The 15204-nt window shown below is 57.3% G+C and carries 16 protein-coding genes; 8 read left to right on the top strand and 8 right to left on the bottom strand.

The genetic code is table 11. From position 1 onward, the window contains the following. Positions 1 to 83 precede the first annotated feature (83 nt). Both HY298_05190 and HY298_05195 read right to left on the bottom strand, forming a co-directional pair. Positions 84 to 1460, bottom strand: a complete 1377-nt coding sequence (locus tag HY298_05190) for a sigma-54-dependent Fis family transcriptional regulator (protein MBI3849671.1) — start codon at positions 1458 to 1460, stop codon at positions 84 to 86. Between the two features lie 50 nt (positions 1461 to 1510). Beyond that, positions 1511 to 2872: a hypothetical protein gene (locus tag HY298_05195; GenBank protein ID MBI3849672.1), complete on the bottom strand. Its 1362-nt coding sequence runs from the start codon at positions 2870 to 2872 to the stop codon at positions 1511 to 1513. Positions 2873 to 3428: 556 nt separating this feature from the next. Here HY298_05195 and HY298_05200 point away from each other — a divergent pair. After that, entirely contained in the window at positions 3429 to 3875 is a 447-nt protein-coding gene (locus HY298_05200; protein MBI3849673.1) for a response regulator, read from the top strand. Positions 3876 to 4141: 266 nt separating this feature from the next. Here HY298_05200 and tsaD read toward each other — a convergent pair whose 3' ends face one another. The 6 genes from tsaD to HY298_05230 form a co-directional block, all read right to left on the bottom strand. Then, positions 4142 to 5086 carry a tRNA (adenosine(37)-N6)-threonylcarbamoyltransferase complex transferase subunit TsaD gene (tsaD, locus tag HY298_05205; protein ID MBI3849674.1) on the bottom strand — a complete coding sequence of 315 codons (945 nt, stop codon included), beginning with the start codon at positions 5084 to 5086 and terminating at the stop codon, positions 4142 to 4144. Between the two features lie 76 nt (positions 5087 to 5162). Further along, on the bottom strand, positions 5163 to 6497 hold the full coding sequence (locus HY298_05210; GenBank protein ID MBI3849675.1) for a S41 family peptidase: 1335 nt from the start codon (positions 6495 to 6497) through the stop codon (positions 5163 to 5165). A gap of 94 nt (positions 6498 to 6591) precedes the next feature. Then, positions 6592 to 7275, bottom strand: a complete 684-nt coding sequence (gene ispD, locus HY298_05215; GenBank protein MBI3849676.1) for a 2-C-methyl-D-erythritol 4-phosphate cytidylyltransferase — start codon at positions 7273 to 7275, stop codon at positions 6592 to 6594. A 115-nt stretch (positions 7276 to 7390) separates the two neighbouring features. Further along, positions 7391 to 7585, bottom strand: a complete 195-nt coding sequence (locus tag HY298_05220; protein ID MBI3849677.1) for a hypothetical protein — start codon at positions 7583 to 7585, stop codon at positions 7391 to 7393. Beyond that, positions 7506 to 8318, bottom strand: coding sequence for a prepilin-type N-terminal cleavage/methylation domain-containing protein (locus HY298_05225; GenBank protein MBI3849678.1), 813 nt, complete (start codon positions 8316 to 8318; stop codon positions 7506 to 7508). Before HY298_05225 ends, HY298_05220 begins: the two co-directional genes overlap by 80 nt. Before the next feature lie 212 nt (positions 8319 to 8530). After that, on the bottom strand, positions 8531 to 8779 hold the full coding sequence (locus HY298_05230) for a hypothetical protein (GenBank protein ID MBI3849679.1): 249 nt from the start codon (positions 8777 to 8779) through the stop codon (positions 8531 to 8533). 116 nt (positions 8780 to 8895) lie between these two features. Here HY298_05230 and HY298_05235 point away from each other — a divergent pair, with 116 nt between their 5' ends. The 7 genes from HY298_05235 to HY298_05265 all read left to right on the top strand — a co-directional run bounded on the left by HY298_05235 (position 8896) and on the right by HY298_05265 (position 15140). Beyond that, a complete protein-coding gene (locus tag HY298_05235) occupies positions 8896 to 9435 on the top strand; it encodes a hypothetical protein (GenBank protein ID MBI3849680.1) in 540 nt (179 codons plus the stop codon). A 202-nt stretch (positions 9436 to 9637) separates the two neighbouring features. Continuing rightward, positions 9638 to 10522: a class I SAM-dependent methyltransferase gene (locus HY298_05240; protein ID MBI3849681.1), complete on the top strand. Its 885-nt coding sequence runs from the start codon at positions 9638 to 9640 to the stop codon at positions 10520 to 10522. 13 nt (positions 10523 to 10535) lie between these two features. Continuing rightward, positions 10536 to 11471, top strand: coding sequence for an FkbM family methyltransferase (locus HY298_05245; GenBank protein MBI3849682.1), 936 nt, complete (start codon positions 10536 to 10538; stop codon positions 11469 to 11471). Positions 11472 to 11526: 55 nt separating this feature from the next. Further along, on the top strand, positions 11527 to 12801 hold the full coding sequence (locus HY298_05250; protein MBI3849683.1) for a hypothetical protein: 1275 nt from the start codon (positions 11527 to 11529) through the stop codon (positions 12799 to 12801). 232 nt (positions 12802 to 13033) lie between these two features. Continuing rightward, positions 13034 to 13183 carry a hypothetical protein gene (locus HY298_05255; protein MBI3849684.1) on the top strand — a complete coding sequence of 50 codons (150 nt, stop codon included), beginning with the start codon at positions 13034 to 13036 and terminating at the stop codon, positions 13181 to 13183. Further along, positions 13177 to 13533: an IS66 family insertion sequence element accessory protein TnpB gene (gene tnpB / locus HY298_05260; protein MBI3849685.1), complete on the top strand. Its 357-nt coding sequence runs from the start codon at positions 13177 to 13179 to the stop codon at positions 13531 to 13533. The genes HY298_05255 and tnpB overlap by 7 nt, the downstream gene beginning before the upstream one ends. A gap of 116 nt (positions 13534 to 13649) precedes the next feature. Continuing rightward, the gene (locus HY298_05265) at positions 13650 to 15140 is read left to right on the top strand and encodes an IS66 family transposase (protein ID MBI3849686.1); all 1491 of its coding nucleotides are present in this window, start codon (positions 13650 to 13652) and stop codon (positions 15138 to 15140) included. Positions 15141 to 15204: the final 64 nt, after the last annotated feature.

A 15204-nucleotide genomic window follows, 5' to 3' on the forward strand; every position in this document is an offset into this window, starting at 1 on the left:
TGGAGAAGATTCTTTGAGCAATCCTCTTAACGACTTAAGCTCCAGCGTTGCTCGCGAACCGGCATTGCGCCTGCGAACGCGGTTCACGATTGCCGGTTTTCCTGATTTGGATGAAGGCCGAATTGGATAAGCTTCTCGCGGACGGTGAGGCGGGAAACGCCCAGCCAGCGCGCTGCCCGGGCTTGATTGCCACGGGCCAGTTGGATGGCTTGACTGAAAATCTCGTGCTCGGCGGCTTTCAATAAATCGGCGTGAGCATCGGACGATTCACCGCGCTCAGCCGCCGCCAGTAATTCGGCGGCGTACTCGCGCAGGGACAGCTCCGTCACGTGGCCCAGGCTTTCAATCCGGGATATTGCGGTCCGCACATGATTGAGATCGATCGTGTAGTCCCGCGCCAGCAACAGGACCTTGCGCACCACATTTTCCAGTTCACGCACGTTTCCCGGCCAGGCCTGCAATTGGAGGAATTGGAGCGCGTCAGGGTGTATCGAGGGCGACGCCACGCCCAGCTCGGCGCCATACTTGTGGAGAAAATATTTGACGAGGTCGGGAATATCCTCCTTGCGCTCGCGCAACGGCGGCAGAAAGAGACTCGCGACATTGAGTCGATAGTAAAGGTCTTCGCGAAATTGCTTTTGCTGGATCGCGCTTTCGAGGTCGCGGTGCGTCGCGGCAATCACGCGGACATCCACGGGAATGGTTTCGCGGCCGCTGAGTCGTTGCAGGCATTTCTCCTGCAACACGCGCAGGAATTTCACCTGGGTGCTCAGACTCAAGTCACCGATTTCATCGAGGAAGATCGTGCCGTGGTCTGCCTGTTCAAACCGGCCGATCCGCCGGGCGTCGGCACCGGTGAAGGCGCCGCGCTCGTGGCCGAACAATTCGCTCTCCAGCAGCGTTTCGGGAATCGCGGCACAATTGATGGCGATGAAGGGTGCGTTGGCGCGATCACTGTGTTGGTAAATGGCGCGGGCAATCAGTTCCTTGCCGGTACCGGTTTCGCCGCGAATGATTACGTTCACGGGCTTGGTCGCCAGCCGGCCGATTTCCTTGTAAATACCTTGCATGGCGCGGCTGTTGCCGACGAGGGCATCGCCAGTGAGGTTGCCAGTGCCCAACTCCACCGGCGCGGACATGAGCCGGCTGCTGGCAACGGCTTTTTCCACCAACTCGAGCAATTCCGTCATCTCAAACGGTTTGAGCAGGTAGTCGTACGCGCCGGACTTGGTGGCTTCAATGGCGGTTTGGGTGGTGCCGTGCGCCGTCATCAAGATGATGGGCAGTCGCGGTTGCGCTTCGTGCAACTTGCGGACCAACTCCAAGCCATCCAGTCCGGGCAGTTTCAAATCGGTGATCACAACCTCGAAAGTGCCCGGGCCGGCGCCGGCCAGGCCAGTGTCGCCCCGTGATTCCAGAACCACTGCATGACCTTCGTCGGCCAGCACCCGCTGCAGCATGGCGGCAAGACCGGGGTCGTCTTCGATGAGCAGGATTTTGGCGGGTGTGTTCACTCGTGGTAGCGGGGCAGGACGACGCCGAAGGTTGTTCCGCGGTTCAACTGGGTCTGGTATTGGAGCGCGCCCCCGTGCTTTTCGACAATGCGGGAGGCAATGGGCAGCCCCAGACCAGTGCCGCCCTCCTTGGTGGTGAAGAAGGGATCGAAGAGGCGTTTCTCCACTTCGGGAGGAATGCCCTTGCCGGTGTCAGCCACTTCAAGGATGACCGCGTCGATCGTCCGATCCCCAAGTCGCTTGGTGTCGCAGCGCGTCCGCAAGGTCACGCCGCCGTTATGGCCGACACTGTCGGCGGCGTTTTGCACCAGATTGATCAAGACCTGTTTGATTTGCTGTGGATCGACCCGGACTTGCGCAGACGCTGAGTTCTCCAGGGCCAGGCGAATGTTCGCTTTGGCCAGTTCAGGCGACAAGAGGGCCTGAACTTCGCGCAACAATTCGTCCGCCGCGAGCGTCACCAGTTGCGGATCGGAGGGCCGCGCGAACCGGAGAAAATCTTTGACGATGCGTTCCAGTCGCCCGATTTCCTTGCTGATCAGCTCGGCGTCTGCAAATTGCGGTGTGCCGGGTTTGAACTGTTTCTGCTGCATGAAGAGGCAGGCTTTGATGGCGGTCAGCGGGTTGCGGATTTCATGCGCCACACCGGCGGCCAACATCCCCAGCGACGCGAGCTTTTCCTGGCGCTCTATGATGGTGCGGCTTTCCACCAGCTTGAGGCGGAGCGGGGTGATCATTTCCCGGTAAACCACGGTCGCCAGCCAGGCGCCGAGCAGCAGCAGCAGAAACAACGCGCTGAAAATCAGACTCCGCAGGTAGGCCAGAGATTTTTGGGAGTCGGCGAGGAAGCGGTTGAGGGATTCGCCATGCGCGTTGGCCAACTGGTAAACCAGTTCGATGAGCCGTTGCGACTTGCCTTCAACATTCTCAAAACCCGCCAGAGGGGACTCCGCGAGCGAGGATTTGGTTTCGATGGTATGCATCAAATTGGTCGCCGCGGAAAAGTAATAGTCATAGGCGGCATTGATCTGGTCGAGAATTTCTCCTTCGCTCGTTGAAGTCAAGTTGGGTCGTTGGACGTCGATCCACGTGTCCAGTTTCTTCCATTCCTGCAGGAATTGGTCGCGGTCAGCCGAGTCGCGGTGAATTTCATAACGCAACAGCCGATAATCCAGTTCATTCAGGCTGGCGCGGAATTGGTCGGCGATCTGGAAGCTTTCAATCTGCACCCGGGTCAGCCGCTCACGCAGGAGCTGGACCTGCCGCCAGGTCGTGTGGGCCGCCCAGCCCATCAGCAGCGCGACCAGGACGATCGCCAGCGCAAAAGTCCCCACACGAAAATAGGTGCGCCGGTTCATGAAGTGGTAAGCCAATTGCCAGGCCTGTATGGCAGGTTATCCATCAACGCTGTGCTGCAACTGCATTGAGTGACGTAACTCGTTGCAAAAGACCCCGGCGGGGGTTTGGCCGAGCGATGGCACGAGTCCAGCTAAGTTCTGATCGATGTTCGTCAGCCAACACCATGAAAATTGAGTCATGCTCCAATATGTTTTCACAATCGTGCGTTTTGCCGCCGCGTTTCCGGTCGGTTTACTTTTCGACAGCCGGTGGGTGGCCCGCGTTCAGGAGCTTTTGCGCCGGCGTGAGAAGTGCGAACCCGTCGAGCCGGCCGCGACCAGACAAGCCTTTGCCGGTGGTGAGACTGAAGCAAGGAGAACGAATCAGTTCTTCTATGGAGGAAGGGGGACGGAACACTCGCCTGAAGAAGCACAGTCCCGCTGGCGAAACAAAAACCGGACAGGCAACCCGAACCTGGACGGTTGTGAAACCGCGCCTGTGGCTGCTGCTCCTGGCAGCCACAGGTGACGCGGTTTTAAGCGTCGCCTGCGTTTCACTTGATGCCGTGGCTCCGTTATGAAAGAGAAGATCCTGCTGGTGGATGACGACCCGTCCGTCCGGGAAATGCTTTCCCGCGTTCTGAGGGCAGAGGACTATCTGGTGCTTCCTGCGGCTGACGGAGGCGAAGCCTTGAAGATCGCGGCGGCGACGGAGATCGATCTCGCGTTGCTCGACTTGAATATGCCGGTTCGCGACGGCTGGGACACATTCGAACGGTTGACCTCGGACAATCCCTGGATTCCCATCATAATTATCACCGCCCGCACTAACCAGCTTTTCCCGGCGCTCGCCTCGGGTGCCGGCGCATTGATGGAAAAGCCGCTGGACCTGCCCAAATTACTCCAGACCATTGCGGATCTCCTTTCCGAGCCGCGCGAAGTCCGACTTGCCCGGATGACCGGCCGGCCAGCCGCATTCCGATATCTGCCATCCAAGGAAACACACCCCAAGACAATCTCCTGAAAAAACCGCACCACGCGCAGCCAATGAACCCATCGACCGATGGAGCGGAACTACAGTTCTGCACCACAACATGAGAAAATTCATTCACCTATCGGAATGGAATGAGTCAAGTTACGCGTGCCACATTGATCTTGAAACCAGAGCGCGTCGAACCCCCTCGGACCTGCCGACCGACTCCCACGTCCGTCCATCTGGTTCACTCGTGCAACGCACTCGCAACGGCGAACTCAGAACGCCCTCCAACACTCAACTGGACAGTGCTCGTGTCAGGCAGCGACCGCTGCGGATTGAGTTTTTCGAAAATAACCCTGCTTCCAGCCTTCATGCGAGCACCCAGCCGGGAGAAATGTCCGCGTCAAGCGCAATGCGCGATTGCACGTCACACCACCCGACGCAGTGACGCAACCGACACCAAGCCGCCGCGCGGCGGCGATGGTCTTTGTGACGAGCACTTCCACGATGGCGGCTTGAACACTGGCGCAAAGGTCGCGCAGGCGTTGTCCGTCCTTCAGGACCTCCGGATGATCGCGCAGGAAATAGCGCACCGACGTTTTCAATCCGCTGAAACTGAAGTCATCGTTCGGGTCATTCATCATTGGCCGCGGAAAGAAAAACACCTTGGGATTTCCCTGCCCGGCCAACCGGTCGATCTCCGGCCCGCCGGGGTAAGGCAGACCGATGAGCTTGCCAACTTTGTCAAAACATTCCCCGGCGGCATCGTCCATCGTCGAACCCAACAACCGATGCTGCAACTCAGACTCGACGTGGACCAGCATCGTGTGACCGCCACTGACAATGAGCGCAACATTGGGTTGAAACGATACAAAGTCAGCCGTGGGCGGATCACCAGTGATCCAGGGCGAGTACAGATGCGCCTCGTGATGGTGAATGCCGAGAAACGGTTTACGCAGCGCGAAGGCCAGCGCTTGCGCCGCCTTGAACCCAATCAACAACGCGCTGGGAAGACCGGGGCCCTGCGTGGCGGCGACTGCTTCGAGTTGATGCGGCAGCAGGTGCGCAGCGCGCAACGCGGCCTGGCTGACAGGCATCAAATTGCGGAGATGTTCGCGCGCGGCCAGCTCCGGCACGACCCCGCCGTATTCCGTGTGAAGCTGAATTTGCGACGAAACCAGATTGGACAAAGCCCGCCCATCTCGCACAACCGCCACGCTGGTTTCATCGCAGGAAGTTTCGACGGCAAGCAAGGTCATGGCGGCAGTGAATGATGAATATAGACTGACGAACTGGAAATGCCCAGTCGCTCTGGAAGAATCCGGATTTCGAAATCTACTTGCCCGCGATTTTTTCCGCGGCTTTCTGCGTCACTTCATTCCCGATGGAAGCGCGGTGGGTGTAAAGCGTGATGCCCTTGAGCAAATCCATCGCGCGATCAAACTGAATGTCGCGGGCGTTCTTGACCCGTTCACGGTCTTTTTCGTCCAAAAATTCCAAGCCGCCTGGCGAACGCTTGAGGGAGGCATCGCGCTCCTCGTCATCAGACATCGGCACAATGATATCCGGTGTGATGCCTTGCTCGTGAATGACTTTGTGGGCGGGCGTGTAATATTTTGCGGTGGTCAGGCGCAACGCCGAACCGTCCTGCAGCGGCAGAATGCTTTGCACCGAGCCTTTGCCGAAAGTTTTTTCGCCCAGCACCACGGCGCGTTTCAAATCCTGCAAACACCCGGCGACGATTTCCGAGGCGCTGGCGCTGCCATAATTGACCAGGATCACCATTGGCATGTTGTGGAGCTCATCACCTTTGCCGGAGGCGTGGCGCTTGGAGGTCTGGGCGGCATTGCGCCCTTCGGTCGTCACCACGAGTTCACCGCGCGGCAGGAATTTCTCACACACGGCCACAGCCTGGTCCAGCAGGCCGCCGGGATTGCCCCGCAAATCCAGCATCAAAGATTCCATGCCTTGCGACTGGAGTTTTTTCAAGGCGACTTCGAGATCATCCGCGGTTTTTTCCCCGAACTGGACCAGGCGGACATAGCCGACCTTGTTTTCGCCGATGGGGAAGTCGCGTTTGCCATTGATGTCCTTGACCATGTCCACCTTGATGATCGCCCGCGTGAGCTTCAGTTCTTTCACCAAGCCGGAAGAGGGCCGCAGAATTGTGACAGTGACCTGGGTGTCCGGCTCGCCGCGCAGAGTTTTAACCGCGTCCTGCAAACTCATTTTTTCCGCGCTCTTGCCGTCGATCTTGATGATGCGGTCGCCGGTCAGAATGCCAGCTTTGTAACCGGGCGTGTCCTCCATGGGCGCGACGACGGTGACGAAATTGTCCTTCATGGAAATTACGATGCCCAGGCCGCCGAACGCGCCTTGCGTGTCGTTCTGCAACTCCTTGTATTTTTCCGGATCCATGAATTCGCTGTGCGGATCCAGGGTGTTGATCATTCCCTTCAACGCGCCATAAACCAGGTCCTGGTACGTGATCTTGCCGCCATCGACATAGTCCTTGCGCACTTTTTCCATCACATAGGAAAAAAGCTCCAGGCTCGGATAGGCCACATCCTTTTCGGCCGCCTGCGCGGAATAAAAATAAATGCGCGCGCCCACCAGAAGATTCAGGCCGAGCGCAACGACCAGCATCCCGTATAAAATGCGTCTTTTCATATCAGTTAGAATTCACCGCTGGCAGACCATAAATCCACAACCCCCGATTGGCAAGGATGGTCTGCGCTTCTGGGCGGGAAGATTTGGGAAGCCGTCAGTGGGAACGCTTCAACAGCAGCTCAATGTAGGGCAAATCCTCCGGCACAGTCACTTTGGGATTGGGACGCGGACTGGTAACAAGTCTCACCGGCTGGCCAATCAACTCACACGCCGCGGTGTCGTCTGTCACCCGTAATTCTCTTTCCCTCACGGCCGACAACGCCCGACGGATTACGTCCACGCGAAACGTCTGCGGCGTCTGCACCGCCCAGAGGCGCGCACGATCCAGCGTGCGCGTCACCGACCGGCCATCATCGGATTCCTTGATCGTGTCCGTCACGGGTTGGGCCGCCACCGCGGCACCGGTTTCACGGGCCGCCTTGATGGTCGCTTCGATGACTGCTTCGTCGGTACAGGGACGCGCCGCATCCTGAATGGCGACGATTTCCGTTGCTGCGGACAATGCCTGCAACCCGTTCCAGACCGAGTCCTGTCGTTCCGCGCCTCCGACAACGAACTTGTATGGTTTTGCCAAACCAAATTTTGCCGCCAAACCCGCGAATGTTGATTGCATTCCCTCGCGGACGACCAGAACGATTTCATCAATGCACTTCGCTTCGGCAAAACATAGCCAGGTGTGAACCACGACGGGACGCCCGGCCACTTCCAGAAACAGTTTGTCCGTGCTCGACCCCATGCGGACGCCCTTGCCCGCGGCAACGATGATGGCGGATACCATGAGGTTCTTTTACCGGGACAAGCGGCGCGAGTCGAGTGCTTGTGGGATTAGGTGAATGCCGGGCCGCACTTACTCCAACTGGACATCGACGCCTCGCGAAGTCGGTCGACGCTACCTAATCCCCCGTCTTTATAGACCACATGCCCCTCCGCAGGCCGAGATCGGGTGTGGTCTTGCTGGGCTTGAGGAGTTCCACATGACTATCGACAAACAGGTAATTGAACTTGCCGTTATGAAATTTTTCGGCCGGGGGCGTAGAAATAGGGAGGTGAATAAACCGGTGCTGCCCCCGAGGCCATTTGGTCCGCAGCGTTTACGACGTCATGTCTTTCGCCCCCAAGCACGTTGTTAACATGGATATGTTCTGTCAGCTCATTAGTTGCCGATGGAGCCATGATTATATTCACCTTGATGGCCGCTTGATGAGAAGGTCGTGGGTTGGCAGGAGAACCGTCGCCAATACTGTTATCTTCTTTATTCCAAAACGGCGAGATCGGTGAGAAGTTTAAACCAATCCCGGTTTGACTGTCCGACGATGGCGGCCAGGGCACAGAGCCAGGTTCATCGGTTTTCCCCCTGGCATCCATGTACCGCGGCATAGAGTAACTCCGACGATGCACCGGGAGAGGGGGTGGGAGAACCTCAGGCCGAGGTGAAAGGTCGGACGGGCATTTCAGCACAGGTATATCTTTCCATTCATTCATGTAGCGAACTGGATTCCAAAGTTGCTCCTCCGTTAGTTTGCCGCCAAGGTATTGGTTGAGAAGGCTGTCCCAGGTCATGTGGCGGGAGTCAACCTTCGTAGGAAGCTTCATTCTGATTCCAGCGTATGGGAGCTTGTCGCTGTTATCACCTTGATACATAGTCATGGCAATACCCAACTGCTTAAGATTGTTCAGACAGACGATCTCATTCGTCTTCTTCTTCGCCCGGCTAAGGGTCGGCATGATCAATGCCGCGAGAATCCCGATAATGGCAATAACGACGAGGAGTTCAACAAGCGTAAAAGCTCCGACCTTCGATTTACAGACTCGCGGTTTCATTGTTTCTTTCTTGTGCCCAACCTGGGCTTTTGTCTTTTCAAACAAATCTCATCATTCAGCCAGAGTCTCGCGAATGAAGGGGCGAACGCTAAACGCCAACCTCTATCTACCAACGCAGTCGGTCAACAAACTGAAACTTTCCACAAAGAAAATGTTGACTAGCCGGCAGCGCAATCGCCGCACGCGTTGACAACTCAGGTCGTGGATGGCCGTCACCTCCTGCTGTTCGCCTCATACACACGTAAAAACGATTTCACGTCCGCCTGCGCTTTCCGCCACTGATACTGTAAAAGCGCATAGCTGCCGATGAGCAAGTATGCCAGAATGACTTTCATGAGCTCGTCCGCTGTTTGCGGCGACATATGCAGCGCGTCCGTGAGATGGCCCAGGCAGGTGTCCGCGCGGACAAAGCGGGTGTGGCGCTGCGACAAAGTGATTGTCAGGGCGACTGGTGCGGACAAACTGTCCGATTACGATTTTGGCGAGGCAGGATTTGTTGGACTGGACTTTCATGCCGTCGTCTGTCCCAGCTGCGGTTTTAGCTTGTTTTTATGCCAAGAAATGAATTAATGAGCAAATGAAGAAACTCCTCAAAACCTGTCAGCACGGCGCACTCTGTGTGTGTGTTGTATTCTTCCTCGCGCCGTTTTGCATCCAAGGTCAACTCTGTGATCCCGTTCCTTCCAATCTGGTCAGTTGGTGGCAGGCCGAAGGCAATGCCTTTGACGCGAACGGCACCAATCATGGGACGTTGCTTGGAAACACCGCTTATGTGCCGGGTCAAGTTGGGAAGGCTTTTAATTTTGACGGCAGCGGCGATGCCGTGCAAATAGGTAACCCGGCCAGTTTGCAGCTTCAAAATTTTACCATCGATGCCTGGATCAAACGCAGCAGTACGACACAAGCTTCGCTCAGCGCCGGAGGGGGACAGGGGTTTGTGTCTGACGGCAGCGGTGACGCGGTCCAGGTAGGCAATCCCTTGAATTTGCAGCAAGGCTTCACCATCGAAGCTTGGATCAAGCGGGCCAATGCATCGCTCGCCACATTTAGCGGGGACACAGATGAATCGGCCACGAATCTGCCTCAGCACTTTTATCGTGCCATCATTGTTCCTTAAGAATTGAGAATTCAATTGTCGTGGTGCGATCAAAGTTCCAGAGTGCAACACATCATTTCGGCACGTCAGCGTCGCAGCACTGAACGATTGTCCGGTATAGAACAGGCAACGAGTTTTACGCAACACTAATGAACTCTGTCGATTTCCGCACCGCGGTGAGTGCTTTCTGGATTCGATCGGCAGGTCTTACTAACAAATTATCATGAGCAAGAGCAGTCCAGGTTATCGATTCATCCGCTATCTCGAATCGCGGCTACAAGGGTCCGCGGCGGGCAAGACGGGGGTGGCCTGCTATCGGCTCATTCGCCACCTCCGCGTCGGTTCGCGACGGAGGCAACTAGCCCGGGACTATGGACGGGATACGCTGCCGACCATACGTTGCGATGAATGGCTTGGACCCGGCCCTTGCACACTTTCTCATTACACCTTTGCGCCCTGGAGCACGTCACCGATCGAACACGCGCTGATCCAGGGTTTGGCCCGTCGTTTGAAACCGTGCCATTTTCTTGAAATCGGGTCCTTGCGGGGGGAGCTTTTGGCAAATCTGAACGGCTTTGTAGAATCCGCCATCAGCCTTTCCCTTTCGAAGGACGACATGATCAAGCGGGGCTATCCCAAAGGAGTGGTCGATACGAATCTGCTATATGAAAATGAGGTCGAGCATCTTTCCGTGATCTACGCGGACTCAAGGGAATATGACTTTTCCAAACTCCCGCCCCCACCGCGCAATCTGGTTTTTGTCGATGGCGACCACGCCTATGAAATGGTCAAGCACGATACGAAGAATGTCTTGAGTGTTTGCGCCGGGGAATCTGCGATCGTCTGGCACGATTATGCGTTGGGAGATCAGATGACGGTGAACTGGCCAGTGTTTGCCGGCATTCTCGATGGTCTTCCGAGGAGCATCTGGAGCAGACTTTATCATGTGAATAACACTGCGTGCGCAGTTCTGCTTCCCGAAAGCTGGAGCGTCCGCCTTCACGAGAATCCGTTTTATCCTGAGACGAGATATTCAATTTCCATTTCCGTGAACCAAACGGCTTCGGTTGTCTCCTCAACCGCACCCGCGGGCGTTGGTCAATCATGAAATCATCGCAACTATGAGTACATCTGTTGATTCGGGAGCGATAGGTTCCGACGTCTCGCGCTCTTATCGCCAGTATTGGAGCCGAAAGTTATCAAAGGCGATCGTGACGCTCTTCAGGCTGAACCACCCTAATTCATTCAACACCGAGCTGATTCAAGCCATTCAGCCGGTGGCCACCATCAAGACGCAGCATGGGGACCTGCTTTGCAAGTGCGGGCATGGACGGTTGCTGTGGCGGGCAAAAACCTTTCACACCGAGGAACCGGAAACCGTTCGCTGGCTGGACTCGATCAACCAGGACGATTGTCTTTGGGACGTAGGCGCCAATGTGGGCCTTTACTCAGTCTATGCCGCCCGGTTCAGAAAATGTCGCGTGTATGCCTTCGAGCCGGAATCACAAAATTTTGCGTTGCTGGTCGAAAACATTGCGCTGAATCAAGTCGGTGAGAATTGCCAGCCCGCCTGTCTCGCGATTTCCGAGAAGACCGGATTGGGAAACTTGCGCGTGCGTTACGTTACCAAGGGTGGAGCCTATAATTTATTCGACACGCCGGATTCGGATTTGGCGAAGGAGAAAGATTTGCCGGAAAGTATCAAAGCCGTAATGAAAAATACTTCGGAGAAATCATCCCTTCGACAAATGGTATGGGGAATTTCGTTGGACGACCTCCTGATCCACCACAAGCTGGAAGCGCCAACGCATCTGAAAATTGATGTGGATGGGCTTGAGCCCTGGATCATTCAAGGCGGGCAGACGCTGTTGGATCAAAAGCGGCTTCGCACCATCCTGATTGAGCTCAACAAGAAATCGAACCGGGATATGGCCATTCCTGAAAATCTTGCCAGCAAGGGCTTTCAACTGGCCTCTGAACGATGCAACTGGCTTTCGCGCGACGATCGCACCAAGGAAGAGATTCTGCCGGCCACCAATATGATTTTCACAAGATAGTTTTGAATGCCTCGCGGAAATTGCCTGTGTTGATTGCGGTGGTTGTTTCATCCCTATGTACGAAAGATTAGTCTGGACCCTGCCAAAAATGTGCCGAAGACCGGTGAAGGCCCTGGCGGGTTGGGCATTGCGATGTATTGCGGCAACTTTGCGCCTGTCGCCTTCCGCCAAGCGTCGCCTCGCGCAAGCATTGAGCTTTCGATATCGCGCCGTGATGGAAGCGTTGAATTCGATTCCGGATCAACGGCTCGCGAGGTCCGTCTTGTTTCTTTCCTTACGCCCCCATACACGCGAGGCAAAGTTTGCAGAAGCGGCACGGCTCGCTGGTTGGGACCCGCTTTTGATTCACACCGAGAACCTGAACTTCGACGCGGACAAGTATTTTCAATTTCACGCCCGAGTCGGAGACATGTTGCAATTGTTGATGCTCAGTTGGTTGTTCCGAGGTCCACTGATCCAGGTCTTTGCTCCCGACGGGGCGCAAGCGTATCTGCTGTGCATGGCGAAGATACGCCCTTTGATCCTGGACCTGAATGATACTTGTAAATCGCATGCTCTTGAAACACTGCCACGCGTCTGGGAACGGTGTGAACGCGATGCGATTAGAGCTACCGACGGAATGACGCACCGTGATCTCAGGGTAAAATACCTGCATGAATTGTACGGTTACCCGCTTCCACGACACAATATGCTCTTCATGGATGTATTGCCGGAAGTTCCTCCGCGTCTGAGCACGGCGCGGCAAGACGAAGAGATTCATGTCGTTTCCGTCGGTTGGGTAGGGAAGGGAGACAGCAGCATTTTGCGCACTATTCATGCACTTTGTGCCGACGGAATTCATGTTCACATGTACGTGAATCCCATGCAACGCAAGACGGACCCGGAAATACAGGCGTACTGGCGGCTTCACCAGCAGTCGCAGTATTTTCATTTCGAAAAACCGGTGTTTGGAGAAGCCTATTGGGAGGAATTGAGCCGTTATGATTTCGGACTCTCGGTGTCCGAGCCTCTCGTGTTCGGAATGACGCCCACTTCAGTCACCCTGGATAGTCTTCGCGGCGCCGGTTCATCTCGCCTAATGGATTATTTGCTCGCGGGCTTGGGGGTCATAATTTCTCCGGGGCTTGAGTTCCAGTGGTTCCTTGCGCGCCGCTACGCGCCAGTGGTGGTCCCGGTGACGCGTGAGTTTCTCAAGAGCCCCCGTGGAATTTTGGAGCTGGCAATTCAGGAAAAGTCCAGAGCGGCCAAGCAAGATCTTTCAGCGATTACGACTCGCGGCATGGCTCGTCGTTTGGGGGAATTCTATTCGAAGGTTGCTTCGGGTGGGTAGACGATGGAACGTAAGCGTCAGCCGTAGCACGTCTGGTCAAGGATTCCCGTAAATGTCATAGCTATCAGAGCTATGATAACTCCGAGTAGTTCTGATTCCGTTCCCACGCTGGCCTCCTCTTCAGCGGCGAAGTTGCCCGTGACCGTGGACCCGAACAGGCCTCAAGTATTCCACCTTCGCCATTTGGGTGCAGCGTGGCCGCCGGACGAAACGTTTGGCACGAAAGGCTCCGGTGCGTCTCCTGGAAGCGGTGCTGACGCCGTCTACACCAACCACGGTGCTGACGGTGCTGCTGCCCGGCGGCGCGCGGCTGGAAATCCGCGAGGCCGGCCAGGTCCCGCTGGCGGCGACCTTGGTTCACGCGCTGGAGCAGTCATGCTGAGCTTTTCCGGCAGCCTGAAAGTATTCGTCGCGCTGGAAGCCTGCGACCTGCGCAAAGGCTTCAGCGGCCTCTATGCCGCCGTGACCGAGCGCCTCGGGGAAGATCCCAGGGGCGGCGCGCTCTTCGTGTTCTGCAACCGGCGGCGCACGCGCCTCAAAATCCTCTGCTGGGATGGCACCGGTCTGTGGGTGCTGACGAAGCGCTTGGAGCAGGGAACTTTTTCGTGGCCCCGGCACGTCGAGCCGCAAACCACCAAGCTCAGTTTGACGCCGCAAGCGCTGGCGCTGCTGACCGACGGCGTGGATTTGCGCGGCGCGAAACTGCGTCCGTGGTATCAGCGCGAGGACTGAAGACGGAGCGCGGAAAAAATCTTCGTGGTGTTTGAACATTTTCGCGGCGCGTGAGTCTCTTTCTGCAACTCACGATGGACGCCACGCTCACCAACGAACTCAGCGCGCTGCGCGAGCTGGTGTCCACGTTGCGCGGCGCGCTCGACACGGCGAAGTCACTCACCGAGTCGCTTCAGGCCGAGAACAAACTGCTCCGGCAAAAGCTCGATCTCTTTCTCGCGCGCTACTTCGGCGGCACGAAGAACGAAAGCCTCGATCCCAAACAACTCGAACTGTTGCTGGCGGGGCTTGAGGCGTTGAGCGCACCGGCTGCGGCGGTGGAAAAACCCGTTGCGCCCCGCGCCGCAGTCACGCCGCGTCCCGCGCGCCAGCCCCTGCCTGCCAATCTGGAAACCGAGCGCGTGGTGCTCGAACCGGCGGAAGTGCAGCAACAGCCCACCGGCTGGCGCCGGCTGGGCGAGGAAGTCACCGAGGAACTCGACTGGAAGCCGGCGAAGTTCATCAAGCGCCTCTACATCCGGCCCAAGTATGCGAACGCCGAGCGCATCGTCATCGCGCCGCTGCCCGCGCGTTTGATCGAGAAGGGTCTGCCCGGCGCGGGCCTGCTCACGCAGGTGATCGTGGGCAAGTATGAGGACCACCTGCCGCTCTACCGGCAGGAGAAGATTTACCGCGAACGTCACGGCGTGAACCTCTCGCGCCAGACGCTCTGCGGCTGGGTGGAAGTGGCCGCAGACTGGCTCTCGCCCATTTACCGGGAGATGAAAGCCCACTTGGTGGCGCAGGATTATTTGCAAGCCGACGAAACCCCGATCCGTTACCTGGATCCGGACGTGAAAGGCAAAAGCCAGTCCGGCTGGTTGTGGACTTACAGCCAGCCGAGGGGCGACGTGGTGTTCGAGTGGCACATCAGCCGCTCGCGCGAAGGGCCGCGTGAGTTCCTCAAAGCGTTCAAAGGCCAGCTCCAGACCGATGGTTACGGAGTCTACGAATCATTGTCCCGCGAGCGGGGCCAGGAGTTGATTTTGGTTGGCTGCTGGGCGCATGCGCGCCGGGGCTTCCATGAAGCCCTGGGCGAAGGCCGGTCGGCGGCGTGGCTCGTGGGCCAGATCGGCAAACTCTACGCCGTGGAGAAACCCCTGCGCGAACAGAGCGCCGGGCCGCAACTCCGCGCCGCCCTGCGCGCATGGCAAAGCCGGCCCATTCTCGCGCGACTGCGCCGGGCGATGGAAGTAGTGCGCCGGCGCGTGCTGCCCAAGAGCCTGTTGGGGCAGGCCATTGATTACACGCTCGCCCGGTGGGAAGCGCTGACCCGCTACGTGGACGACGGCCGGCTGGAGATCGACAACAACCTTTGTGAGAACGCCATTCGTCCCACGGCGATCGGGAAGAAAAACTTTTTGTTCGTGGGCCATCCTGAAGCCGGGCAGCGCAGCGCGGTGATCTACTCGGTGCTCGGCAGTTGCCGGCGTCATGGGATCAACCCTGACGAATATCTCCGCGACCTCTTTGAGCGCCTGCCCAAGGCGAAGACCTCCGACCTGAAATCCCTCACGCCCGCAGCCTGGGCCAAAGCCAGACGCGCCGCCATGCGTTCCGCCGCCTGATTTACTCCCGTTCCTTCGTCAGCTTCCGTGCCACTCACCCAAGGCAGTCTGGCTGTCGGTTACG

This window comes from Verrucomicrobiota bacterium, assembly GCA_016200005.1.
Lineage (GTDB): Bacteria > Verrucomicrobiota > Verrucomicrobiia > Limisphaerales > PALSA-1396 > PALSA-1396.

Excerpts from the sequence above, each read along its gene's own strand:
- HY298_05250 (MBI3849683.1), top strand. The coding sequence starts at position 11,527 with ATGTACGAAAGATTAGTCTGGACCCTGCCAAAAATGTGCCGAAGACCG.
- HY298_05190 (MBI3849671.1), bottom strand. The coding sequence starts at position 1,460 with ATGCTGCAGCGGGTGCTGGCCGACGAAGGTCATGCAGTGGTTCTGGAA.
- HY298_05235 (MBI3849680.1), top strand. The coding sequence starts at position 8,896 with ATGAAGAAACTCCTCAAAACCTGTCAGCACGGCGCACTCTGTGTGTGT.
- HY298_05245 (MBI3849682.1), top strand. The coding sequence starts at position 10,536 with ATGAGTACATCTGTTGATTCGGGAGCGATAGGTTCCGACGTCTCGCGC.
- ispD (MBI3849676.1), bottom strand. The coding sequence starts at position 7,275 with ATGGTATCCGCCATCATCGTTGCCGCGGGCAAGGGCGTCCGCATGGGG.
- HY298_05195 (MBI3849672.1), bottom strand. The coding sequence starts at position 2,872 with ATGAACCGGCGCACCTATTTTCGTGTGGGGACTTTTGCGCTGGCGATC.
- tsaD (MBI3849674.1), bottom strand. The coding sequence starts at position 5,086 with ATGACCTTGCTTGCCGTCGAAACTTCCTGCGATGAAACCAGCGTGGCG.
- HY298_05200 (MBI3849673.1), top strand. The coding sequence starts at position 3,429 with ATGAAAGAGAAGATCCTGCTGGTGGATGACGACCCGTCCGTCCGGGAA.
- HY298_05210 (MBI3849675.1), bottom strand. The coding sequence starts at position 6,497 with ATGAAAAGACGCATTTTATACGGGATGCTGGTCGTTGCGCTCGGCCTG.
- HY298_05240 (MBI3849681.1), top strand. The coding sequence starts at position 9,638 with ATGAGCAAGAGCAGTCCAGGTTATCGATTCATCCGCTATCTCGAATCG.
- HY298_05225 (MBI3849678.1), bottom strand. The coding sequence starts at position 8,318 with ATGAAACCGCGAGTCTGTAAATCGAAGGTCGGAGCTTTTACGCTTGTT.
- tnpB (MBI3849685.1), top strand. The coding sequence starts at position 13,177 with ATGCTGAGCTTTTCCGGCAGCCTGAAAGTATTCGTCGCGCTGGAAGCC.